This is a genomic window from Pseudomonas alliivorans, assembly GCF_017826695.1.
Lineage (GTDB): Bacteria > Pseudomonadota > Gammaproteobacteria > Pseudomonadales > Pseudomonadaceae > Aquipseudomonas > Aquipseudomonas alliivorans.
This window is the reverse complement of record NZ_JAFFZW010000009.1, coordinates 56,422-80,876: the sequence shown is the minus strand read 5'-3', so window position 1 is coordinate 80,876 and position 24,455 is coordinate 56,422. Positions and strand designations below refer to the sequence as shown.

Annotated in this window: 20 protein-coding genes; 4 read left to right on the top strand and 16 right to left on the bottom strand. The window is 61.6% G+C overall.

Going from position 1 to position 24,455, the window contains the following annotated elements; translation table 11 throughout:
- Position 1: 1 nt before the first annotated feature.
- The 13 genes from prmA to cpaB form a co-directional block, all read right to left on the bottom strand.
- Entirely contained in the window at positions 2-880 is an 879-nt protein-coding gene (gene prmA, locus JTJ32_RS20990; protein ID WP_184323511.1) for a 50S ribosomal protein L11 methyltransferase, read from the bottom strand.
- A 125-nt stretch (positions 881-1,005) separates the two neighbouring features.
- Positions 1,006-2,349, bottom strand: a complete 1,344-nt coding sequence (accC, locus tag JTJ32_RS20985) for an acetyl-CoA carboxylase biotin carboxylase subunit (protein ID WP_099227072.1) — start codon at positions 2,347-2,349, stop codon at positions 1,006-1,008.
- Between the two features lie 17 nt (positions 2,350-2,366).
- Positions 2,367-2,825, bottom strand: coding sequence for an acetyl-CoA carboxylase biotin carboxyl carrier protein (accB, locus tag JTJ32_RS20980; RefSeq protein ID WP_099227071.1), 459 nt, complete (start codon positions 2,823-2,825; stop codon positions 2,367-2,369).
- A 79-nt stretch (positions 2,826-2,904) separates the two neighbouring features.
- Complete coding sequence (gene aroQ / locus JTJ32_RS20975) at positions 2,905-3,357, bottom strand: type II 3-dehydroquinate dehydratase (protein WP_024685406.1); 453 nt, start codon at positions 3,355-3,357, stop codon at positions 2,905-2,907.
- A gap of 128 nt (positions 3,358-3,485) precedes the next feature.
- On the bottom strand, positions 3,486-5,267 hold the full coding sequence (locus tag JTJ32_RS20970; protein WP_210043184.1) for a protein-disulfide reductase DsbD: 1,782 nt from the start codon (positions 5,265-5,267) through the stop codon (positions 3,486-3,488).
- A gap of 112 nt (positions 5,268-5,379) precedes the next feature.
- A complete protein-coding gene (locus JTJ32_RS20965) occupies positions 5,380-5,673 on the bottom strand; it encodes a DUF3613 domain-containing protein (RefSeq protein WP_236059386.1) in 294 nt (97 codons plus the stop codon).
- The gene (locus JTJ32_RS20960; RefSeq protein WP_184323509.1) at positions 5,670-6,407 is read right to left on the bottom strand and encodes a tetratricopeptide repeat protein; all 738 of its coding nucleotides are present in this window, start codon (positions 6,405-6,407) and stop codon (positions 5,670-5,672) included. The genes JTJ32_RS20965 and JTJ32_RS20960 overlap by 4 nt, the downstream gene beginning before the upstream one ends.
- A 28-nt stretch (positions 6,408-6,435) precedes the next feature.
- The gene (locus JTJ32_RS20955) at positions 6,436-7,320 is read right to left on the bottom strand and encodes a type II secretion system F family protein (protein ID WP_210043183.1); all 885 of its coding nucleotides are present in this window, start codon (positions 7,318-7,320) and stop codon (positions 6,436-6,438) included.
- Between the two features lies 1 nt (position 7,321).
- Entirely contained in the window at positions 7,322-8,206 is an 885-nt protein-coding gene (locus JTJ32_RS20950; RefSeq protein ID WP_210043182.1) for a type II secretion system F family protein, read from the bottom strand.
- A gap of 18 nt (positions 8,207-8,224) precedes the next feature.
- Positions 8,225-9,481 (bottom strand): TadA family conjugal transfer-associated ATPase, encoded by a 1,257-nt coding sequence (locus JTJ32_RS20945; RefSeq protein WP_099227066.1) that lies wholly within the window; start codon positions 9,479-9,481, stop codon positions 8,225-8,227.
- The gene (locus JTJ32_RS20940) at positions 9,481-10,671 is read right to left on the bottom strand and encodes a CpaE/TadZ family protein (protein ID WP_099227065.1); all 1,191 of its coding nucleotides are present in this window, start codon (positions 10,669-10,671) and stop codon (positions 9,481-9,483) included. The genes JTJ32_RS20945 and JTJ32_RS20940 overlap by 1 nt, the downstream gene beginning before the upstream one ends.
- Positions 10,668-11,918, bottom strand: coding sequence for a type II and III secretion system protein family protein (locus JTJ32_RS20935; RefSeq protein ID WP_210043181.1), 1,251 nt, complete (start codon positions 11,916-11,918; stop codon positions 10,668-10,670). Before JTJ32_RS20935 ends, JTJ32_RS20940 begins: the two co-directional genes overlap by 4 nt.
- 20 nt (positions 11,919-11,938) lie before the next feature.
- Entirely contained in the window at positions 11,939-12,907 is a 969-nt protein-coding gene (cpaB, locus tag JTJ32_RS20930; protein WP_210043180.1) for a Flp pilus assembly protein CpaB, read from the bottom strand.
- A 362-nt stretch (positions 12,908-13,269) separates the two neighbouring features.
- Here cpaB and JTJ32_RS20925 point away from each other — a divergent pair, with 362 nt between their 5' ends.
- Entirely contained in the window at positions 13,270-13,458 is a 189-nt protein-coding gene (locus tag JTJ32_RS20925; RefSeq protein ID WP_184323504.1) for a Flp family type IVb pilin, read from the top strand.
- An 89-nt stretch (positions 13,459-13,547) separates the two neighbouring features.
- Positions 13,548-13,955, top strand: coding sequence for a response regulator (locus tag JTJ32_RS20920; protein ID WP_099227061.1), 408 nt, complete (start codon positions 13,548-13,550; stop codon positions 13,953-13,955).
- A 195-nt stretch (positions 13,956-14,150) separates the two neighbouring features.
- Here JTJ32_RS20920 and pbpC read toward each other — a convergent pair whose 3' ends face one another.
- Positions 14,151-16,547 carry a peptidoglycan glycosyltransferase PbpC gene (pbpC, locus tag JTJ32_RS20915; RefSeq protein WP_408004613.1) on the bottom strand — a complete coding sequence of 799 codons (2,397 nt, stop codon included), beginning with the start codon at positions 16,545-16,547 and terminating at the stop codon, positions 14,151-14,153.
- 95 nt (positions 16,548-16,642) lie between these two features.
- Here pbpC and JTJ32_RS20910 point away from each other — a divergent pair, with 95 nt between their 5' ends.
- A complete protein-coding gene (locus JTJ32_RS20910) occupies positions 16,643-16,936 on the top strand; it encodes a hypothetical protein (RefSeq protein ID WP_099227060.1) in 294 nt (97 codons plus the stop codon).
- Between the two features lie 53 nt (positions 16,937-16,989).
- On the opposite strand, the gene JTJ32_RS20905 is transcribed toward JTJ32_RS20910, so the two are convergent.
- The gene (locus JTJ32_RS20905) at positions 16,990-21,939 is read right to left on the bottom strand and encodes an alpha-2-macroglobulin family protein (protein ID WP_210043179.1); all 4,950 of its coding nucleotides are present in this window, start codon (positions 21,937-21,939) and stop codon (positions 16,990-16,992) included.
- A 262-nt stretch (positions 21,940-22,201) separates the two neighbouring features.
- On the opposite strand from JTJ32_RS20905, the gene JTJ32_RS20900 reads away from it, so the two are divergent.
- Complete coding sequence (locus JTJ32_RS20900; protein ID WP_099227058.1) at positions 22,202-23,542, top strand: MATE family efflux transporter; 1,341 nt, start codon at positions 22,202-22,204, stop codon at positions 23,540-23,542.
- Here JTJ32_RS20900 and JTJ32_RS20895 read toward each other — a convergent pair.
- Positions 23,539-24,435, bottom strand: a complete 897-nt coding sequence (locus JTJ32_RS20895) for an alpha/beta hydrolase (protein WP_210043178.1) — start codon at positions 24,433-24,435, stop codon at positions 23,539-23,541. The two genes, JTJ32_RS20900 and JTJ32_RS20895, sit on opposite strands and share 4 nt — an antisense overlap.
- Positions 24,436-24,455 lie beyond the last annotated feature (20 nt).

Here is a 24,455-nt window from a genome sequence, read left to right as displayed (position 1 = left end):
GTTAACGGCGACGGCCCGTGATGCGTACCCAGCCATCACGGTTCGCGATCGGGTCCAGATCGAATGTAGCAGCATAGGCTGCGGCCACGTCTTCTCCCTGTTCGGCCAGAATGCCGGACAGCGCGAGACGCCCGCCCGGCCTGACCAGTTCTGCCAGTTGCGGTGCCAGCGACACCAGCGGACCGGCCAGAATATTGGCAACCAGCACATCGGCGGGTTCGCGAGGCAGGTCTTCAGGCAGATAAAGCGCAAAGCGTTCATCGGCGATGTTGTTGCGCCCGGCGTTGTCGCGTGAGGCTTCGAGCGCCTGCACGTCGATATCGGTGCCGACGGCCTGTTCGGCGCCCAGCAACAGTGCGGCGATGGCCAGAATGCCCGAGCCGCAACCGAAATCCAGCACGTTGCAGCCTTTGAGGTCCTGGCTGTCGAGCCATTCCAGGCACAGTGCGGTGGTCGGGTGCGTGCCGGTGCCGAACGCCAGGCCCGGATCGAGCAGCAGATTGACTGCGTCGGGCTCGGGTGCGGCATGCCAGCTCGGGACGATCCACAGGCGCTGGCCAAAGCGCATGGGCTGGAAGTTGTCCATCCAGCTGCGTTCCCAGTCCTGATCTTCGATGACTTCGGCGGTGTGCTCGGGCAGTTCCGCATCGGTCAGCAGGCGCAGATGCGCCAGTGCAAGATCGGCGTCGGTGTCGGCTTCGAACAGCGCCAGCAGGTGAGTGTGTGCCCACAGCGGGGTGGTGTTGAGTTCGGGTTCGAAAATCGGCTGGTCTTCAGCGTCCATAAACGTCACGGACACGGCGCCGACTTCGAGAAGTGCGTCTTCGTAGGTTTCGGCTTGTTCTGGGCTGATGGCGAGACGGACTTGCAGCCAAGGCATGGCGGATTACCTTCGATTCAAAAATAAGTGCGGGCTTGGCCGCGAGAAGCGGGCAAGTTTACTTCCAAGCGGTGCAAACAACAAAGCCGCATCACTGCGGCTTCGTCGTTATGAAACACACTGGCTTATTGATTGGCCAGTTTGTGCTCCAGATAGTGGATGTTGACGCCGCCTTCGCAGAAGCCTTCATCGCGGGTCAGATCACGGTGCAGCGGGATGTTGGTCTTGATCCCGTCGACCACGATTTCGTCCAGGGCATTGCGCATGCGTGCCATGGCTTCTTCGCGGGTCGCGCCCCAGGTGATCAGCTTGCCGATCAGCGAGTCATAGTTCGATGGCACCTTGTAACCGCTGTAAAGGTGCGAGTCGACACGAACGCCGTTACCGCCCGGTGCGTGGAAATGCTTGACCAGGCCTGGGCTCGGGATGAAGGTTTTCGGATCTTCAGCGTTGATCCGGCATTCCAGCGAATGACCCTTGATGACCACGTCATCCTGGGTGAACGAGAGCTTGTTGCCGGCGGCGATGCTGAGCATCTCCTTGACGATGTCGATACCGGTGACCATCTCCGAAACCGGGTGCTCCACCTGAACACGGGTGTTCATTTCGATGAAGTAGAAACGGCCGTTCTCGTACAGGAACTCGAACGTGCCCGCACCGCGGTAGCCGATGTCGACGCATGCCTTGACGCAGGCTGCGAAGACATCCTTGCGCGCTTGCTCGTCGATGAACGGAGCCGGTGCCTCTTCCAGCACTTTCTGATGACGGCGTTGCAGCGAGCAGTCGCGATCGCCAAGGTGGATCGCATTGCCCTGACCGTCGGAGATCACCTGGATTTCCACGTGACGCGGGTTGGTCAGGTATTTTTCCAGGTAGACCATCGGGTTGCTGAACCAGGCAGCCGCTTCGGCGCGGGTCTGGGCAGCCGCTTCGATCAGGTCTTCTTCCTTGTGAACCACGCGCATGCCGCGACCACCACCGCCACCGGCGGCCTTGATGATCACCGGGTAGCCGACTTCACGGCCGATACGCAGCGCGGTGGCTTCGTCTTCAGGCAGTGGACCGTCGGAACCGGGAACGGTTGGCACCTTGGCGCGCTTCATGGCGTCCTTGGCCGATACCTTGTCGCCCATCAGGCGAATGGTTTCGGCTTTGGGGCCGATGAAGGCAAAGCCCGATTTCTCGACCTGCTCGGCAAAGTCGGCGTTTTCCGCGAGGAAGCCATAGCCTGGGTGAATCGCCGTGGCGCCGGTGACTTCGGCGGCCGCGATGATTGCAGGGATGTGCAGATAGGACAGGTTGGCTGGTGCCGGACCGATGCAGACGGTCTCGTCTGCCAGGCCCAGGTGCATCAACTCGCGATCTGCCGTGGAGTGTACAGCGACGGTCTTGATGCCCAGTTCCTTACAGGCACGCAAGATGCGCAAGGCAATTTCGCCGCGGTTGGCGATCAGAACTTTTTCCAACATCGCAGGCTCTCCCCGGTTCAAACGATAGTGAACAGCGGCTGGTCAAATTCAACCGGCTGACCGTTTTCTACCAGGATGGATTCGATCACGCCGGCTTTCTCGGCGGTGATGTGGTTCATCATTTTCATCGCTTCAACGATGCAGATGGTATCGCCGACCTTGACGGTCTTGCCTACTTCAACGAATGCGGGCGAGGTCGGCGCAGGTGTGCGGTAGAACGTACCGACCATTGGCGACTTGACGACGTAACCGTTCAGCGCAGGGGCCGACGGCGCTTCAGCAGCAGCCGGAGCGGCTGGAGCAGGAGCAGCGACTGGCGCAGCTACAGGTGCTGGAGCAGGGGCGTAATACGGTTGCGCCGGGGTCTTGCTGTGACGGCTGATTCGTACGGACTCTTCGCCTTCACGAATTTCCAGTTCGTCGATGCCGGACTCTTCCAGCAATTCGATCAGTTTCTTGACTTTGCGAATATCCATCAATCATCAACTCCCAAGGGGTCTGTCATTCAGTTCGGCAGCCGGTTCAAGCCATGAGGTCAGCTTCTGGCTGCACCATTCATGGCCTGGAGCTAACGGCCAATTGTTCCAGGGCGGCCTCCAGGGCCAGTCGGTAACCGCTGGCGCCAAGGCCGCAGATCACTCCTACCGCAACATCTGAAAAGTAAGAGTGATGGCGAAAAGGTTCGCGTTTGTGCACGTTTGACAAATGCACTTCGATGAATGGGATGCTCACTCCCATCAGCGCGTCACGTATTGCCACACTTGTATGCGTAAAAGCGGCCGGATTGATCAAAATAAAGTCCACGCCTTCGTCGCGAGCGGCGTGAATCCTGTCGATCAGTTCGTATTCGGCGTTGCTTTGCAGGTACATCAGATGGTGGCCAGCGTCGCGAGCGCGCTGTTCCAGGTCCTGATTGATCTGGGGCAGGGTGACGGTGCCGTAGACACCCGGTTCCCGAGTGCCCAGCAGATTCAGGTTAGGTCCGTGAAGAACCAGAATGGTCGCCATTGTGTAGTCCTTTTATTGTCTGCGAGCGTTTACGCCCGGCGACTATGCCGGAAGGGCAATGGACTGTCCAGTTAACAACAGTAGCCAGCACGATGAGCGATATTCGCGCAAAGTTTGTGACTCAGGCGCTAGATTTGGTCATTTGCTCCATTCAGGCGGTCGATCAGACCCGCAGCGTCGATTTCGCCGACAACCCGAACATTTTGTAGTTCTTCGCCGCTTTTGCTGAAAAACAGCAGCGCTGGCGGGCCGAACAGCTTGTAGCGATCCAGCAGTGCGCGTTGTGCTGCATTGCTGTCAGTCATGTCGAACCTGACGAGTCTGTAGCCTGACAATCGCGCAACAACGCCAGGGTCTGGCAGCACCTCATGCTCGATAACCTTGCAACTGATGCACCAGTCCGCGTACCAGTCCAGCACAAGAGGCTTGCCGTCGCGTTTGGCTTCGTCGAGCACGCGGTCCAGTTCTGCGGAGGTGGTAATGGTCTGCCAGGTATTCGCCAACGCTACCGCTCCGCTGCCAGCCGTCGCTTGCGCGCGGCCCAACGGGCGTGTGGGGTCGGTCTGGCCAGTGAGTGCGCCGTACCAGCATGCCAGAGCGTAGACCAATAGCAGCAGGCCGATGAGCTGAGCGAGCTTTTGACGAGGTGTTTTGTCGGTCAGTTGCAATGTGCCCATGAACAACGCCACGCCAGCACTCAACAGACCGACCAGCAGCAGGGTGATCTGGCCTGGCATGACACGACTGAGCAGTCCGATGGCCAATGCCAGCAGGAGCACGCCGATGGCGTTTTTCACGGTGACCAGCCATGGGCCGCTTTTTGGCAGCCAGGCGGCACCACCTGTGGCCACCAGCAGCAGTGGTGCGCCCATGCCCAGGCCCAGTGCGAAGAGTTTCAAGGCTCCGCCCCATGCATCGCCGCTGGCGCTGATATACAGCAGCGCGCCCGCCAGAGGTGCTGAAACGCAGGGCGATACCAACAGGCTGGACACCACACCCAATACAGCAGCGCCCCATAGCGAGCCGCCTTCGGTCTTGCCCGCAATGCGATCAAGCCGATTGCTCAGACCCTGTGGCAGGCGCAGCTCGAAAAGACCGAACATGGCGATGGCGAAAATGACGAAGAAGGCCGAGAACGGCACCAGCACCCAGGCCGATTGCAGACGTGCCTGTAGATTGAGGCCTGCGCCGAACAGGCCCATCAGTGCGCCCAGCAAGGCGAAGCAGACCGCCATCGGCAGTACATAGGCAAGTGACAGGCTCAAACCGCGCACACCACCCACCTGTCCACGCAGTACCACGCCGGACAGAATCGGCAACATCGGCAATACGCAGGGCGTAAAGGTCAGGCCCACGCCTGCCAGGAAAAACAGCGCCAGTTCTTTCCAGCTCCACGGCGTTTTTGCTACGGACGCTGACGCAGAGGCAGACGGGCCGGCCTTCACATCGCCAATGTCCAGGCGCTCGGTCTCGGGCGGATAACACAGGCCTTTGTCGGCACAGCCCTGATAGGTGACCGCAAGGGTAAAAGGTCGCTCTTCGCCGGGCTTGCGCGGCAGATCGATGTCCAGAATGCCGTGATAGACCTCGACGTCGCCGAAGTACTCGTCGTGCTTCTGCTCGCCTTTGGGCAGTTGGGCCTCACCCAGGCCAATGTCGGCCGGCTCGGTGCGGAACTGAAAGCGATGGCGGTACAGGTAGTAGCCTTCGGTGGCGACGAAACGCAGCTTGATCGATTGCGGCGTGGTTTCGATGAGGCTTAGTTGAAAGGCCTGACGAACGGGCAGGAATTCCTTGCTGTTGTCGAGGGCTGCGCCACCCAGCGTCGGGGCCGGGCGACCGTCCAGCAGGCTTGCGCCGAAGGCCGGCAGGGTCAGGATCAACAGCATCAGGCATAGCAAACGGCGCATGGCAGTCCAGAATCTCGGAACTCGAAGTTGGCGCATGATAACGGAGTGCTTCGCTGCGTGCTGCGGCAAGGATTGTAAGAGCCAATTTCAGGAGGGCTCCGAAGGGCAGATCCTACTTGCCGGAAGAAACACTGCCACCGGCTTTCTGGTCGTAATACGCCGGTATCTCATGTTTATAGGTTTCAAGCCATCGTTGCAGGCTCAGATCTCGTTCGACAGCGGTGCTGGTCTGAGGTATCGCAGAAGCTGCAGAGCCTTTGGCCTGCACCTTCAACCAGGCTTCGGTCTGGCTTTGGCCCGCAGGCTGATGGTGTGACGAGCCACCGTCATCGATGGCCCGAGCGCCCGATGGAAAAACGATTGTGGCAGCGCACATGAGGCAGAACGTCAGGGTTTTACCGGTCATGGTAGTGCTCCTTTAATGGCGTGATCGTCCTGATCGAGCGCGGCGGTAGTCCGGGCTTTCAGGGCCACAGGCTGAGCCGCCGGGGCTTTGAGTTGTTCGGCTCGCGCAGTGGCATCGGTGATCTGCTCGGGCGTCAGGTTGGCGCGCGATGCCAGTTCGGCTGCCTGTTTCCAGTTGTCCTGGTAAATCAGCAGCGTGACCAGATTCACGGCTGCCAGCGGGTCGGACTGCTTGAGCTCCATGGCCGTCAGGAACTGAAAGCGCGCCTGTTCGAGCTTCAACTGATTCAGGTAGACAACGCCCAGGTCATTGCGGATTTTTTCGTCGGTGGGCTCCAGCTTGCTCGCCCTGAGCAAATGCTGCTGAGCCTGGACATTGTCGCCACGTGCGGCGGCCAGTTGCCCCAGACCATGTTCGCCCTGGGCTGCGCGACAGGTGCCGAGCAGGCTGCGGTACAGCGGCTCCGCCTCGTTGCTGCCCAGCAACCGCAGTACCCGTGCCTTGCGCAGCCGCACTTCGCCCAGGTTGTCCGGCAGACCTTCCAGGTGGGCAAGACTGGCGTGCAGTCGGCCTTCGTCAGCCATGTTCTGGGCCAGATTCAGGGACAGCTCCTGATCCGATGTCAATTTGGGGCAGCTCTGCGCCTGAGTGGATGACTGCATCCAGAGCGCGCTGCCGTCGGCGGCACAGCCGGTCAACATGAATAGCCCGAGTAACGTGATGATTGCCTTCATTGCATTTCTTCCTTGAACGGCCTGCACATTAACCTCCCAGAGCGCGGCTCAGGGCGACAAAACTGGGGCCTGCCAGCACGATGAGCAGCGCGGGGAACAGAAACAGCATCATGACCACCGACATTTTCGCCGACAGCTTGGAGATGTATTCCTGCAAACGGGTCAGGCGGCGGTCATCGATCAATTGTTTGAGGGTCAGAAGCGATTTCAATGCACCGCCGCCCTGATGGATCAACTGATTGAGAATCACGCACGTGTCGCTGAATTCGTCCACATCCAGCAGCATCGAGGCCTTGCGCAGCTCTTCGCCCAGCTCCAGACCGGAATCCACGCGGGTAAGAATGACGCGAATTTCTTCCGACAGGACCGGCAGCAGGTCCTTGCCTTCGCCACTGAGCACTCGCAGCGCCTGCTCCACCGCCATGCCGGACTCGAACAGGATGCGCAGCAGGGGAATGAAGGTGGATATCTCGACGACGACCTGTTTCTGACGCGCTTTGGCGTAGGTCGCCAGAACTCTTTTAGGCAACAGGTAGCCGATGCACAGTGCGAACATGGGCGCGACCAGCGGCTGTGAGACGTCCTTGAAGAACAGCATCTGCGCCAGTACGACCACAGTAACCAGCCCGAACGGCACGCCGATCTGGCAGGCCGCGTATAACGAGCGCTTGCTGGCACGCCGCCAGCCGATCCGGTTGAGCAACAGTTGCGTTTCGCTGTCCAGGCTGACACTGCGCTGACCCAGGCGAGTGTCACCCAGCAGGCGCAACCAACTGCCGATGCGGCTTTCGCGTACGGTCTGGCCTTTAAGGCGCTGAACCACGAGACGCTCACTGCGCCGCTGACGGGCGATATTGGACAGCACCAGAAGTGCGGCAGCCACCAGCATCATTGCGCACAGTGCGATGGCCATTTCAGATACTCCGCAACATGCGCCACAGCGCCAGACAGCCCACTACCTGCAGGACGAACGCTGCCATCAGCATGATCCGGCCGCCGCCGTCGTTCCACATGTGAATCAGATAGGTAGGGTTCACCGCCAGAAAGTAGCCAGCCATGCCGACCGGCAGCAGCGCCAGCACGACGGATGTCATGCGCGTCTCCCCGGTCATGGCGCGCAGTTGGCGACTGGCCTGTTCCCGCTCGCGAATCAGCCTGATCAGGTTTTCCATCAGATCGCTGGCGTTGCCGCCGTAGCGATGATTGACGCGCAGACCCAGTGCGAACAGATGAAATTCGTCACGCTCGTAGAGTTCGGCGAAGTCCCTTGCCGCATCCGGTAGACCGACGCCCAGTTGCACGTTGCGCTCGATGCGGCTCATGCCGTCCCGCAGCGGCTGGTCGGCGGCTTTTATGCCGTGCAGAACAGCGTCAGCCAGGGTTCTGCCGGATTTGAGACTTCGGACGGTGTGATCGAGCAACTGCGGCAACTGCTCGACCATACGCCGCACACGCTTGTGGTAGCGCCACGAAACGAACAGCCGCAGCATCAATGGCACGCCGATCAGACCTGTCACGGCGCCTAACCAGCCAAACATGACATAGCCGATCAGGGTCGTTGCCGCCCATGTCATCAGCAGCAGGCGGTAACGCTCGGTCGGGTGCCCGAGGCCTGCGCGCAAAAAAGCCCTGTCCAGATACACCCAGCTCGGCCTTTCGACGACCGGTTGCACCTGACCGGCAATCAGGCGTTCCATGACCCGCTCGCTGTCGGCGCGACTCAGTGCCGTCAGGAACAGCCAGGCCGAGGCGCAGAGTAACAGCACGGCGATGATTGCCAGCCACAGTGAGGCGCTCATGTCAGGGGCTCCTTGGTCTCAGTATCCGGGTCGCAGTTTTTCGCCGGCTGCATGCATCGCCTCGCGCTGAAATCCGAATCCGGTGCGGCGATCCAGCCGGAACAGGGTGTTGGTGACATAGACGTCGTCACGGATGCCCACCACTTCCACCACCTCGCTGACTGCGCGGCGTCCGTCGGGCAGGCGCGTCAACTGAATGATCACGTCCAGTGCCGCGCAGATCATTTGCCTGAGCGTCTTTTCCGGAATCTGCCGACCGGTCAGGCCCACCAGTGTTTCGAGGCGCAGCAGGGCGTCCTGGGCATTGTTGGCGTGCACCGTACTCATCGAACCGTCGTGACCGGTGTTCATGGCGGTCAGTACGTCCAGCACCTCGACGCCACGGATCTCGCCAAGAATGATGCGGTCCGGGCGCATCCGCAGCGAGTTGCGGATCAGGTCGCTGGCTCTTACTTCTCCATGGCCCTCGGCATTGGGCGGGCGGGTTTCCAGACGCACAACGTGGGGGTGATCAAGCTGGAGTTCGGCCACGTCCTCGATAGTCACCAGACGCTGGTGCGTGTCGATCAACTGGCTGAGCACGTTGAGCAGGGTGGTCTTGCCCGTGCCGGTCCCGCCGCTGACCAGTATGTTGCAGCGCTTGCCCACAGCCTCGGCGAAGAAGTCGAAAATCGGCTGGTCGATGGTCTGCATCGCCACCAGATCGGCACTCTTGAACATCTCGCGACGAAATTTCCGGATCGACAGGCATGGCCCGTCCAGGGCAATGGGCGGGATGATCGCGTTGACCCGGCTGCCATCGGGAAGTCGGGCATCCACCATGGGGGAAGACTCGTCGAGCCTGCGCCCGAGCGGGGCAAGAATGCGCTGCATGACGCGCTCGACGTGGTGCGAGTCGATGAAGCGCAGGTCGGTGTGGTGCAGCACGCCGTCACGTTCGACAAAGACTTTGCCTGGCCCGTTGACGAGGATTTCCGTCACCGAGTTGTCGCGCAACAGGACTTCCAGCGGGCCGAAGCCCGTCAGTTCATCCACCAATTCTTCGGCGAGACGCTCCATCTCATAACGCGAAATCGCCAGCCTCAGGCGTGCGACGTATTCGGCGACCTTGTCGATGACAAACTGCGCCAGAACCGGCCTTGAACCCTCCAGCAGGTTTTTGCCGCTTTCTTCGATGCCGTCAATGATGTAACGGTGCAGCACCAGTTTCAGGCCCTGCCCATCATCGGCACCGGTTTGCGAACGCGAGGAGACGCCAAACAGTTTTTCCGGCATTACCTGTTCTCCCACAGCCGGGCCAGCCAGCCTTGTTCGGGTTTGTCATGGGCGTCGGCGTTGCTTATGAGGTGCTCGCCCAGTTTGCGCAGCCCGGAACACAGCGAATCACGCGAGGCCAGCTCGAACAGCGTCAGCCCCTGGTTCTTGGCGTTGAGACGCAATTCCGGGGCATACGGCAGCACAGCGCGTATTGGCAGGCCAAAGGTCTTGCCGATGGTGTCCGAGTTGGGCGCGACTGAACGCAGGTAGCGGTCGACCAGCAGCCCTGCGTGTTGCAGCTTCATGCCTTTTTCCCGCCACAGGTTCAGCACAGTGAGGTTGCGTCGACAGCCCAGCACGCTCTGGTCCGTGTACCACAGCAACTGGTCGCAGTGGCTGACCAGGGTGCGCAACGCTTCGCTGTCCGGCTGGCCGACCAGATTCACGATCACGTGCTGAAAGTGCTGACGCAGGGCGCTAAGCAGCATGTACAGCTCCGCGGCGCTGGATTGCTCCAGATGATCATCGGCTTCGGTGTAGGCGAGGATTCGCAGACCGCTCTCGTGTGTCGTGAAGGCGCTGTCGATCAGCGTTGCATCCAGCCTGCGCAAGTGACGCAGGGCATCGCCGAAACTGAACGACGATTCCAGACCGAGCATCGCCAGGCTGTCACCGCGCGGCAGACCCAGGTCCAGCAGCAGGGCGCGCTGTCCGCTTTTCTGTACCGTCATGGCCAGGTGCGTGGCGATCAAGGCACCGTCGCCATCACTTTGCGCGCCATACAGCATCGACAGCCCGCTCATGTTGGGATTGGGCGCTACGGCGGGCAAGCGCTTGCTCAAGCGCCGAACCAGACCGGCCACTTCGCTGGAGCGGGAACCATAGGCGACGAAATCCCTCGCCCCGGCGCGCATGGCGTTGAGCACCAGTTGGTTATCCATGCCATCGCCCAGCGCCACAATCGCCAGCATCGGTTTGGCTTCCAGTGCGCCCTCGATCAGCGCGCTCTGGTTCATCAGGTGCTCCCGGTCCAGGCCCACGAACACCACGCTGGCGAAGGTAACATCCACCAGCGCCAGCAGATCGTCCAGGCTGCCGGTGCCCGCGCTGACCACCTGGCCCAGTGAGCCCAGCGCGCCTTGCAGCCATTCAAGATCGGTGGTGTTGCGGGTGATTGCCAGAAACGTCTGGCTCAGGCTCTGACTCATTGGGACAATCCGCCCCGGCGATCGAAGTCGCCGTTTTCCATGAAGTACATGCGTAAAAAGCTGGGGTCGTAGTTGCGCAGGCCTTCGCCGGGCAACGACGGCAGTTGCGCGTTGGCAGCCAGTGGCTGGACGAGATGCGGAGTGACGATCATCAGCAGTTCGCGCTCGTCACGCTGGATCTGCGAACTGCGAAAGAATGCCCCAAGCACCGGGATATCGCCGAGGCCGGGAAACTTGTCCACAGACGAGACGTTACTGGAGCTGATCAGACCGCTGATCACGAAGCTTTCGCCGTCAGCCAGTGAGATGCTGGTGTCGGTACGCCGAATGTTCAGCGCCGGAACAGTGGTCCCTGCGATGGTGATGCCTGCGGAAAAGTCCAGTTCGCTGACCTCTGGAGCGACTTTGAGCAGAATCCGGTCGCGGCCCACCACGGTCGGCGTCAGGGTCAGGCGCACGCCGAACTCCTTGTACTCGATGGAGATGCCGTTGCCTTCGCCATTGGGCACTGGAACGGGAAACTCGCCCCCAGCCAGAAAGCTTGCGCTCTGTCCGTTGAGAGCCACCAGGCTCGGGCGCGCCAGCGTGTAGGCGAAGCCGCTGTTTTCCATGGCGTTGATCATGCCCAGTACTTTGCTGCTGCCACCGCCCCAGACGATGTTGAAGGTGTCGTTGTTCAGCGGAATGCTAGGCCTTGTACCGCTGACGGTGCCCGGTGTCACGTTCACGCCCGGCACCGTGCCGGGCGCGCCGAACAGGAAGTTGTTCGAGCCCTTGCCGAAGATCGAGGTGCTTGCTTCCTTGAGTTTGCGGCGGCTCACTTCGATGAAACGGATGTCGGTCTGAACCTGACTGGGCAACTGCGCATCGGCGGAGGGCAGAGGTTGTGCGTCCACCATCGAAGCGGTTGCCCGGCCACGCACGAACACCATGCTCTGGCGCGGGGCCTTGGAACAGTCTGTCCAGACCATCAGGCTGGTCGTGCCGGGGGCAACGCCGGTGAGCAGAAAACCGTCGTTGCTGCTCACATGCACATCGGCGATTTTCGGATCGCCCACGGCAATTCGGGTAATGGCTACCGGCGACTGAACGTTCTGCTGCACACCCTGGCTGACTTCCACCACGGCGGGCAGCGCACTGAGGCCGGCACACGTCTCAGGCGCAGCCCAGGCTGTCGGGGCGGAGAGGGCAGTCAGCAGCAACGCCAGCAATCCGGGTTTTGCAACAGGCAGGGAACAACAGCTCATCAATGGCAATCCTTGCTCAATCAGGGAGTTTGTTGCGTGATCTGGTTACCGCGTATTACCTCGACGGCATGCCGGGCACGAGGTGCACCGGTCTGAATGGGGTTGGCTGGCGAACTCAGGCTCAACTGGCTGAAACTGACCATCTGGCGATTGGCTGAATCCAGCCGCTCGGCCACGGCGCGGGTTGTGCTCTCGCTGGCCCAGTAATCCTGCAGGTTGCCCTCGGACGCGCTGCGCACGGCCAGACGCAGCACGCCGCTCTGCGTGGCAAGCATCAGGCGGGCGAGCAGAGCCTGCGGTACGGCAACCACCACGGTACGAGCAGTGGCACGGCGTTCTTCCTGCTTGATACGGTCACTGGCGCTGATGGCATCGACCGGCTTGCCGTCGAGGTCCGGCCCGAGCAGTTCGCCAACGCTCAGGACCCGCAGCGCGGGGATCGCGACCTGACTGGAGCGGCGAGGGTTATCGGCATCGGTCGGCAAGAACAGCAGCACATCCACGTAGTCGCCGGGGCTCAACTGGCCGGCTGCGCCCGTGACTTCATCCACTGACAGCGCCAGCGCACGTTCCTGAGGGCGGATCATGCGGGCCAGCGCGCCTCCGACGTCGAAGATGCTTTCGTTCAGCCAGGCTCCAGCGCTCAGCGTACGCCAGCTCATCCGTCCAATGACAGGTTCGATCGAATCGAAGCTGCCGACGGGCGCGACCTTGAGGCGCTCCACCGTCAAGTCATCCGCCGTGATCGGCGTGTACGCCGGAACATCCCGGGCCAGCACAACGACGCTCTGGCGCAGGGCATCCTCCATCGGCGCCGTTGCCGGTGACGGTGCAGCAGGCAGCGCTGTGGCCGGCTCTGCTGCAGTCTGTGGAGCAGCGACGGGCGGCGCAGCTTCAGGTTGCCTGCTGACAATGATTCCCAGATACCCGGCGATGATCGCACCCAGCAAAAACAGCACGGCGAGCACCATGGTGATACGACTGCTCATGGCAACTTTCCCTTTGTCATCGCACGACAACCTCAAGCGCTTGCGTGAACTGAGCGAGCGCGCAAGGATGAACGTATCCATTTCGTTCTATGAAAGTAGCCCAATGCCCTCAAAGCGCCATTCGAGGGCTAATCGGTAATACCCACACTGTCGTCGGGTTGCGCTCCTGGACGAGCTCCCATAGAGCCGCTCGTGGCATGGTCTGGCGAGTCTCTCAGCAAGGCATGCATCACGTCGCCTATCACTTTTCGACTAATGCTTTATTACGATTGTGGGTTTGGGGAATGGAGACAATGCTGTAAGTGCAGACGGTTTCACATGTGTATGCATGTCGCGCCCTTCGGGGCGCAAGGAGAAATAAGATGTTCCTTACGGCGCTTTATGTTGAGTGTCACACTCGCATCAGAACCTTCATCAAGGATCAGGAGGGTGCTTCGGGTATTGAGTACGCCTTGCTGGCGGCAATGGTCGCGGTTGCGCTCGTTGCGTTTGTACCGGCCATCAGTGGCAGGATCACTACGATGTTTACCAATATCCAGAATGCGTTGTGATTTGAACGGTCATTGTCCGCGCTGCTCTTTTTCGCACGGGGAAATCTGGATATCCTGCTCGCGACGACTCATGCTTAAAGGTATTCACGATGGCCGTCCAGCCTACCCGCCAACAGTTGCTTCTGGTCGACGATGAAGAGGACGCCAATGAAGAGTTGGCGGAATTGCTCGAAGGTGAGGGGTTCTGCTGCTTCACGGCTTCCTCGGTCAAGATCGCCCTGCAGCAACTGACCCTTCATCCGGACATCGCGTTGGTGATCACCGATCTGCGCATGCCCGAGGAAAGCGGTCTTCAGTTGATCAAACATCTGCGGGAACACACCTCGCGTCAGCACTTGCCGGTGATCGTCACCTCCGGCCATGCCGACATGGACGACGTGAGTGACATGCTGCGTCTGCACGTGCTTGACCTGTTTCGAAAACCCATCTACCACGTGCGTCTGTTGGAAACCCTGAACAACCTCTTCCCCGAGCCGAAGATCTTTCAGGTTCAGTGAGCCGGTGCCTGACCGCCTTATCGTGCTCAAGTCGCTTGAGCAGCGTTCCCCTTTCTAACCAGCTCTCACTGGATAACTGCATACCTTGTGGAGGGCGGCTTGTCGGCGATGCATTTTGGCAGTAGGCCTGTCGGTGACGGGCCTGACGTTATCGCCGGCAAGCCGCTTCCCATGGGATTTGTTGTACGTGTAGCCTCAATCCACCACGCTGAACTCCACCCGCGCCGTCTGACCGCTTTCGTCGAGCACGCTCAGTTGATAACCCCCCAATCGGTTCAGGGTCGGGGTGAAGTCCTGTTCGTTGTCGGTGTCCGCGACCTGCGCGCCATCGATGAACCACCAGCGCCGACCGCTGCCGCCCAGTGCCGACAGCTTGAGGCGCAAGGCCTGACGGCTGGCGGCGGGCAGGCGCAGGTGGTCGCCGTCGCGCACGCCGACGATGCTCAACGGCGGCGCCAGGTTGAGGTTTTGTGGCGGGCAATCCGGGTCGACAGCAGGCAGGCGCGCTTCGCGACGTTCGGCTCGGGGGAGCCAGGGCTCAAGCGGTGCAGGCCATAGCGCGATGTCTTCCGGCTGGGCATCCGGGCAACCGGGGGCGACCCGCAGCCCCTTGGCGTTGATCCAGATTCTTTCCTGTAACCCCAGCCCCAGCGGTTGATCGGCGGCTTGCAGCGTGGGCGGTGTGGTGCCATCCAGGGTCCAGGCAAAACGCTGACGACGACAATTCGGGTCGCTCTTGCTCATCGGCTGACCCAGCGGCCAGCAGATGGCCGCCACGCCGACGTTCATCGGCACTGGCTGCACCGGCGCGACGATGCCGCGCTGGCTGTCGCGGTTCACCAGCACGTCGTGGACCTGAAGCATCAGTGGCGCTGCCGACGCCAGCCCGAATTGCCCCGGCACCGGTGTGCCGTCGGGCCTGCCGATCCACACACCCACCAGAAAGCGCGGCCCGACGCCAATCGCCCAGGCATCGCGAAAGCCGTAGCTGGTGCCGGTCTTCCAGGCCAGTTGCGGACGCTGCACCAGTTCGGCCCGAGGGTCGATGTCAGGTCGTGACTGACCGCTGAGAATCCGCCGAATGATCCATGCTGCGCCGGGCGACATCATTCGTCGTTCGCGCAAACGGTCCTGCGGCTGCAAGCGCACGTCTGCACTGCGTCCGCCGCGAGCGAAGGCGCTGTAACCGGTCACCAGATCTTCCAGCCGACTGCCTGCCCCCCCCAGAATAAGCGCAAGATTGGGCTCCGCCAGCGGCGGCAGTGTCAGCGGCACTCCGCCGTTGCGCAGTTCGGCGGCAAAGCGCTTTGGCCCATAGACTTCCAGCAGTTGCACCGCTGGCAGATTGAGCGACATGGACAGCGCGGAACTGGCCGCCACCGGACCGCCGAAACCGGTCGAAAAGTTACCCGGCCGGTAATCACCATACCGGCGCGGCACGTCCTGCATCAGCGATTCGGAATGGATCAGCCCGGCGTCCATCGCCATGCCGTAAAGAAACGGCTTGAGCGTCGAACCCGGTGAGCGCAGCGCCGTCACCATGTCCACATGGCCAAAACGTTTGGCATCGTTGATGTCCACCGAACCCACGTAAGCACGCACCGCCATGGTGTCCGCCTCGACCACCAGAATGGCCGCCGACGTGCGTTCCGGAAGTCGTGCGCGCCAGCCCAGCAACAGGTCTTCCATGCGCCGTTGCAGGCTGGCGTCCAGCGTTGTTCGAATCAGCGGCGGGCTGTTCGGGCGGTTCAGACGCCGGGCCAGCAGCGGAGCAAGGCTCGGTTCCTGGCGCGGCGCCAGCCACAAAGGTTCTTCAAGCGCCTCGTCCACACTGCCTTGCGGCCACACGTGAAATTCGGCCAGGCGCCTGAGGACCTTGTCCCGTGCGGCCTGAGCCCGCTGCGGGTGACGATCCGGGCGCAGACGACTCGGTGCCTGAGGCAATACCGCCAGCAGCGCCGCTTCGGCACGGGTCAGGTTGTGCGGGGATTTGCCAAGATACGCCCAACTGGCAGCCGCCACACCTTGCAATGTGCCACCGAACGGAGCGCGGTTGAGGTAGATACCGAGGATCTGGTCTTTCGACAAATGCCATTCCAACTGTGCGGTGCGCCACAACTGGCGCAGCTTGCCGAACAGCGTGCGTGAATGCGGATCGAGCAGGCGTGCGACCTGCATCGACAGCGTGCTGCCGCCCGACACCACACGCGCACCGGTGACGTTCTGCCAGGTGGCGCGCACCAGCGCCAGCGGATTCACGCCGGGATGGCTGTAGAACCAGCGATCCTCGTAGGTCAGGAGCGCTTCAAGGTAGTACGGCGACACCTGATCGTTGCTGATCGGGTAGCGCCACACCCCATTGGCATCGGCAAAGCGCCACAGCGGCGTGCCGTCTTCGGCCAGCACCACGCGGGCCAGATCGTCCCTGGGCAGTGGCAGAGGCCAGATGCGGTCCGCCAGCCAGAGCAGGGCGATCAACAGTAGCAAGGCACACACCGTCCAGCGCACGCATTGGTAGATGCGCGAGGTGCGCAGCGAGCCCGGTGCAGGCTTGAGTACGGTCATGAGACGCACAAGAAATTCAGGTTTCAACGCAAAGAGCCTTTATCATCCACGGAACCTGATACGCCTGGCGACAGCCAAAGCGCACAGATCATTTTATTCATGGCCCCAATCAGGATGGACATATGCAGGTAGAAGGCTTTTTTGAGTGGCTCGGGCAGGCAATCGGCGCGGTCATCCGCTTCTTCGTCGACGGTCTGGCGTGGCTGTTCAACGGTTTCACCAACGCGGGCGGCAACTTTGTCGACGGATTGTCCCGCACATTGGGCATGGACACCTCGCTGATCAGCATCGTGGCGCTGGTCATCGGGCTGATGCTGCTGTACTCCGCGGTACGGGCCTTCATGCGTGCGTCGATCATCCTCGGGATCATCTGGCTGGCACTGGGCCTGTGGCTTCTGAGCTGGATCATTCACTGATTCAGCCCTTCACGCGGCAACGTGCCCCTGTGCAAGCGGGCACGTAAGGCACCTCACTTACCCTTCACAACCATCTGCGCAGGCGCATCACCCAGAGCCTGCCAGTTTGGCCGATACATCGACTCCACCTGCGGCGGTGGTACACGGTAGGTGCCCGGCGTCACGGCGCGAGCCAGGTACAGCAGGTGCACACTGGTGCCTGCGTTGATATCCAGCGCGGCCACATAGCGGTCACCTCGATATTCCTGATGCTTGATTCCGGCGTTCTCCATCGACTCGCGCAGGGTTCTTACCTCTTCGCTGGCGTCTGCCAGGCTGGCCGAACTTTGTGCCAGGTTCTGGTTTTCCAGTTCAAGACCGGCTGGCAGCAAGTCCACGACCAGCGCATCAGGTACTCGCTGACGAGCGCCGATTTCCAGATGCACCAGCACCAGTTGCCCGGTTTTCAACGCGCCAACGTTCAATGGCGCGCCGCTCAGGCTCAGGTACTCACGACGAATACCGAGGTTGTCGCCACCGGCCACCGGCGCCTGAGTCGGGTAGCCCGACACCGTCAGTTGCTGATAAAGCGGTTCACTGCCTTCGTTGTGGACCGACAGTGGCGAAGCCAGCAGCGGGCCGTCGAGTTTGAGGGCCGGCTGCTTATTGCTCAGCTCACGCATGTCAGTGCCGCTGGTGAGTTGTGCCGCCCAGTCCTTGTCCGGCTTGTTCAGCAGGTTGCGACCGGCCAGGAACAGCGAGTTGCTTTCCTGCGTGGACAGATAGCGATTGGCGGCGACTTCATCGGCCAGGGTAAACAAGCGTTCATCGCGCTTGTCCCTGGCCATGTCGTTTTCTTCCAGCAACGCCAGAATCAGCGCCTGATCACGCAACGAGCTGCCGTAGTCGGCCAGCCATTCGTTCTTGCGGTTGATTGCCAGACCCGCCGTGAGCGCCAGATCGGCACGCGGCTTGTCGCCCATTTTTTCCAGCGCGACGGCCAGTTGCACCAGCGGCAGACCGGAGCGTGCATCACTGCGGCGATCGAACAGGCTGCGCAGCGCGGCCAGCGGCGCCTGCTGACTGCGCGACAGCACCAGACCGGCGTACGCCTGAACAGCAAAGCGGGTGTGCTCGGCGTTCTGGCTGTAGCTGACCTGGATCTGACCGGCATCCTGCAAATAACGCAGCAGACGCTCGTTGGCCTTCTTGAGTGAATCCGGCGCGACGGCAAAGCCCTGATCACGGGCACGCAGGAGGAAGTCAGTGACGTAAGCCGTCAGCCAGTATTCCTCCTCGCTGTCTGAGCTCCACAGACCGAAGCTGCCGTTGTAACGCTGCATGACCAGCAGGCGCTCGATACCGATTTCGACCTTGCGCTTGCGTTCGGCATCCGGTTCGCCGGTCAGGCCCAGACGCTTGAGGGTGGCGGCGTCGGCATACAGCGACGGGTACAGCCCGCTCGCGGTCTGCTCCAGGCAGCCGTAAGGGTAGGCCTTCAACGCCCGGATCTGTTCGCCCAGGTTCAACGGCGGACGACTCGACAGCGACAGCATGGCTTCGCGGCCAGCCGGCTCGAAGGCTTCCAGAGCACCTTCGGGCAGGTTCCAGGGCTGATCGTTCAGGGTCGCGCGGTAATGTTTGAGCAGGGCCGGGTAGGCCGGGCGCACGCCGACGGTCCATTCACGCGTAAACGCAGGCAGGTTTTCGCCCGGCAGGTTCAGGCCTTCCACCCGCACTTTGATCGTGCCCTGGCCGAGGCCACCTTGCGCCAGCACCGGTATTTTCAGGGTGACGCGCTGACCTTGCTTGAGTTGCAGTGGCTTGAGCTGATCGCCACCGGGAATGCTCAACTGGCCTTCGGCGCTGATCTTCACGTCCAGCTTTTGAGCCGCGCCTGACAGGTTGGAGACGTCCAGCGCCACTGTGGTCTGGTCGCCACCGGCCAGGAAGCGCGGTGTCGACAGCTCGGCAATGATCGGCGCGGCGACCACCGTCTTCGCTTCGGCCATGCCATAGCGGTCCTCGGTCCAGGCCTGCGCCATGACGCGCAACTCGCCGTTGAAGTCCGGGATGTCCACGCTGACTTCGCCTTCACCGGCGTCGTTCAGCGTAACCGGTGCACTTTGCAGGGCCACGATGGTGACGCTGGTGTCAGGACGTTTTCCGCCCTTGGCCAGAGCGTCACCACCAAAAGCGAGACTGGCCAGACGACCCTGACCGGCTTCGATCAACTGGCCGTAGATGTCCAGTTGGTCGGCGCCGTACTCCTTGCGCCCGAACAGGCTGGCAAACGGATCAGGCGTGGCATAGCGGGTGATGTTGAGGATGCCCACGTCCACGGCCGAAACCAGCACGTGCACCTGTTTTGGCACGCTGCCATCGACGTTTTTCGCGGCCACCTTGAGTTTCAGCGGTTGCTTGGGACGCATCTTCTCCGGCGCAGTAACGGTCAATGCCAGCTTGCGTTGCGAACGGTCCAGCGGCAGGTGCAGAACACCGACGGCACGCTTGGGCGTGACATTGGCCTTGCGCTCGCCGGGACGCACCACCAGTGCCGTCACGTACAGGTCGTGGCGTGCCCACTTCTTGTCCAGCGGGATATCGAACGACTTGCCTTCCACCGGTACGTCGATTTCCTTCCACCATAGCGGGCCTTCACTGGATTCGACCAGCAGATAACCCTTGCCTGCGGCAGGAGGCGTTACTGTGATTTTGGCGGTGTCGCCGTCGTTGTAAGCGGGTTTGTCCAGCGCGAGCTTGACCTGATCCGGTCTGACCGCGCCGCCGTCGGTGTTGTCCTGCCAGCGGTAACCGGCCCAGAAACGCATGCTGCTGACCATGCCGGTGGATGGGTCTTCCACTTCGACGCGGTACGGGCCCCACTCGACCGGAAAGCTGATTTTGGCCGTGGAGTCCTTCTTGAGGCTGACGGTTTCCTCGTTCAGGTTCAGGAATTTCTCGTTGAAGTGATAGCTCCAGCCATCGTCGGCCGAGTAGTTCCAGTAGTAGTCGCGGCGTTCGCGAATCAGACGCACCTTGACGTTGTCCGCTGCCAGCTTGTTGCCCGCAGCGTCTGCCATGACGATTTCGAACTCGGCCGGGCCGTCACCATCGGTCTGCGCTTCGCCCTTGCTGGCGTCCTCGTCGTACTCATCGTCGCCAGTGCTCTTGCCGAACAGCGCACGTACGCCCGGCAACTGCTCGGCAGGCCAGATCGGCTGAACCAGGCGACGGGTGATCGGGCGGCCACCGGATTCCTGCAGGCTGGCCTGCAAAATCAGTTGCAGCGGCGATTTGGCTTCAGACCATTTGGTTTCAACCGCCAGCGTTGTGTGGCCGTTGGGGTCGAGGGTGACGGGCTCCAGATCGACATCGTGCCTGAGGTCTTCTTCGGTGATGGAGCCGAACTGGTAGCCCGGCAGTTCAGGCACGGCTTCACGCAACGGGCGCACGTACACCTGACCGGTCAGGGTATTGCCCGAGGCTGGCGCGCCATACAGGTAGCGGCCAGTGATGTCGAATTCGGGATTGTCTGCGGGTGCGACAGGTTCATCGCTGCCCTTGAGTTCCAGTGCCAGACGCTCCGGCAAAAAGTCTTCGACCTTGAATTCATAGAGCTGCGGCTTGCCGTCGCCCAGGTCGAACACCAACTGCCAGCGCCCCGTCGGGGCCTCGTCGGCGAGATGCAATTGATACTGATAGAAGCCGTCCTTGTCGGCTTCCCAGACAAACTTGCGGCTGACCTGATCGTCAGGGCGGCGTACTTCGACGGTGATTGGCTGCGGCTTGACGTTCTTGCCGTCGTTGTCGCGCAGCAGGCCGTTGAGCAGTACGGTTTCGCCTGGGCGATACAGGTCGCGCGGGCCGAAGATGAAGAATTGCAGCGGGTGCGCCTGCGGGCCGGAAATGTCGAACTCGGCCAGGTCCAGCGCGGAGCTGTTCAGACGCAGCATGCTGGTCTGCTTATCCTTGTGCGCCAGCACTACCGCAGCCTTGGCAGGCAACGGCAGTTGGGTGTGGCCGTCGCCCTCGGTCTTGCCTTGAGCGACCACCTTGCCGCTTTCATCGTAGACGTCGACGTTGACGTCACTGATGGCCTTGCCGCCTTCCAGCGCCTGGGTGAACACGTCCAGGCGATTGCTGTAACGGTGCACCGACAGGCCAATATCGCTGAGCGTGAACAGGGTCGCAGGCTGCGAGTAACTGTAAGTGCCTGAGGCACGCATCACCGCCAGATAGACGCCGGGTTGTTGCAGGGCCTTGATTCCGGCAATCGGCAGCAGCAACGTTTCGCGTGTGTTGCGGGCAGGCTTGAGGTCGAAGCGGCCGCCGTACACCAGGTCGGCCATGGGCAGCAGTTCTTCGGAGCTGTAACTGGACAGGCTGGATGCGCCATCCCACTGAGCCAGGAAGCTGGGCATCGAGTCGGCTTTGACGCGGAAAAATTCGACATCAACCTTGTCGACGTTCAGCGCGATCACCGGCAGGCCTTCGGCAAGTCGGGTCGGCAACAGGCTGCCACGGCTGGCAAAGCCCACGCTCGGTTGCAGGTCGCGGGTTTCCAGACGGCTGATGAACTCGGCGGCCAGTCTGGCCTTGTTGACGGCCAGCAAACCGGCATCGACAGTCAGGACCAGTTTGCGTTGCGGTTCCAGATGGCGCAGACGCAGCTCCATCAGATTGTCGGACAGCTCCCAGGCGCCATCGACCTTGCCATTCTTGCTGTCCACCAGGTGCAGCTTCTCGCCAAATTTCTGTTCCGGGTCCAGCGGCACGGAAAAACTCACCGACAGCGTGCTGGCGCCATCGACCTGGATTTCCGAGACATCAATAACTGTCAATTCGCGGCCTGCGTAGCGCTTGCTCAACGCCGCCAGATCCACCGCGGGTTTGGGTCTGGTCTCGGCTGCGGTCGTTTGGGTGGTAGGCGCTGCTGCGGGGGCAGGCTTTTGCGACGTTGAAGAATCACAGGCGCTCAGCAGCGCAAGCGCGCAAGCCAAAAACAGTCCTTTGTTGAACATTTGGGCACTCATCGACGGCAATAGAGAGGGGGCTGTAACGGGTGAGACTATATAGCAGTCAAGGTTACATTTATTACAAGGCGCGCGAATAGACCCTCGGATTGAGACTTTGTTCGCAACTGGCGCAACCCGGACGCGGAGCATCCAGAGCGGCATTCCCACGCGGAGCGTAAGAAGCGATGGGTGTGATGGCTCTCGCAGAATCTTCCATCGGCAAACCCGCGCAGCGCTGGCTACAATGCCCGCCTTGCCGGGAGTCCTCATGTCCAGTTTGTTCCACGATTGGCGTCATCGCCCCACCCACCGTCGGGTCTGGGCGCTGGCTGCGCCGATGATCTTGTCGAATATCTCCGTGCCACTGGTGGCGCTGGTCGACAGCGCGGTGATCGGCCATCTGCCGCATGCGCATCAGTTGGGCGCGGTGGCGGTCGGCGCGACGCTCTATACCTTTCTGGCCTGGGCGATGGGTTTTCTGCGTATGGGCACCACCGGCTTTGCGGCGCAGGCGGCGGGGCGCTCGGATGGCGCCGCGCTGCGCCAGATTCTGTTGCAGGGCCTGCTGCTGGCGGTCGGCCTGGCGCTGGTGCTGGGTGTGGTCGCCGTGCCCTTCAGCCAACTGGCGCTGGCCATGATGCAACCGTCTGCCGACCTGCTGCAGATGACGCTGGATTTCTTTCACACCCGACTGTTCGGTCTGCCCGCCGCGCTGGCCAGCTATGCGCTGGTCGGCTGGTTTCTGGGCACTCAGAACGCGAGAGCGCCTTTGGCGATTCTGCTGACCACGAACCTGGTGAACATCGCGCTCAATCTCTGGTTCGTGATCGGTCTGGACTGGGGCGTAGTCGGCTCCGCGCGGGCCTCTGTGCTGGCCGAGTGGACCGGGGTCGTGCTCGGCCTGATTCTGGCGCGCAGGGTGCTGCGGGTCTGGCCCGGCCAGATTGCCTGGGCGGCGCTGAAACTGTGGAGCAACTGGAGACCGCTGCTGGCGGTCAATCGCGACATCTTTCTGCGCACGCTGGCGCTGCAATCGGTGATGTTTTTGATCACCGTGCAGGGCGCCCGGCTGGGCGATGCGACAGTGGCGGCCAACGCACTGCTGCTCAACGGACTGTTGCTGACTTCCCACGCGCTGGACGGACTGGCTCATGCGGTGGAGGCCTTGTGCGGCCATGCCATTGGTGCGCGCGACCGAACAACCCTGCGTCGCTCTCTGGTGGTGGCCGGAGGCTGGTCATTGATTGCCAGCGTCGGGTTCGCAGTGCTGTTTCTGGCGGGCGGTCAGTGGTTCATTCGCTTACAGACCGACATTCCTGAAGTGCGCGAAACCGCCATGGTGTACCTGCCGTATCTGGCGCTGATGCCGTTGCTGGCCGTCTGGAGCTATCTGCTCGACGGGCTGTTCATCGGTGCGACCCGTGCCCGTGAGATGCGCAACGCGATGCTGATCAGCGCAGCGGCCATTGCTCCCGTCGCTTATCTGGCGGCCAGCCATGGCAATCACGCGCTGTGGCTGACCTTTCTGGCATTCACACTCTTACGCGGCATCAGTCTGGGCAGCATTGCCCTGCGTCTTACGCGCAATGACGGCTGGTTCGTCCGCTAAGGCGCGGTCACCGGGCTGGACGCTACCGCCGTCGGGTGTGGGCTGTTCACGAACATGACCACCTCGTCGATCACGGGTGCCAGACTGCGCAGGGGTTTGGCGAAGGCGCCGACCAGCGAGCCGTGAGTGGTGTGCGAGAAATACAGCTCGCGGACCGGCAGCCCCGCCTCACGCAGTTTCAGGGCCAGCCCGCCGGTATTGCGTTTCGGGTCGACCTCTTTGTCCTTGCTGGATGCCATCAGCAAGGCCGGGGGTGATCCAGCGTTGATATGGTTGATGGGTTGCGAGTCGCGTGGCGTGTTCGGGAACAGAAACGCACGCTGGATCTCGGGGTCTTCGATGGGCAGGAAATCATAGGGACCGGCCAGACCGATCCAGCCACTGATGATGTGATTGGAGACGCCTTCTCTGGCCAGCCAGCGCGGATCGAGTGCCAGCATGGCAGCGTTGTAGGCGCCCGCGCTGTGACCCATCACAAACAGTCGGTCAGGATCGCCGCCGTAGGTCTTTATGTGCTTTCGGGTCCAGGCCACCGCTTTGGCCGAGTCTTCGACGAAGTCCGGGTAGCTGACTTCAGGGTACAGCCGGTAATCGGCAATGACGGCCACGATGCCGCGTTCAGCCAGCGCTCTGCCGACGAAGGCGTAGTTGGCCCGTTCCCCACGGGTCCAGCTGCCACCGTAGAAAAACACCACCACCGGTGCCTGTTCGACGTTCGATGCGGGGGCGTAGATATCGAGCCGGTTACGCGCCTCCGGGCCGTACGCCCTATCGGGCACCTCATGAACACCCTTGGCAGGGGTCAGGGTATTGAGCACTGTGAACACAGAACAACCCGACAATAGCGTCAGCAGGGCACCAGTCAGCAGCGTACGGAAAATCGCTCGGGGCATGGTGAAGTCTCGATCAAGGG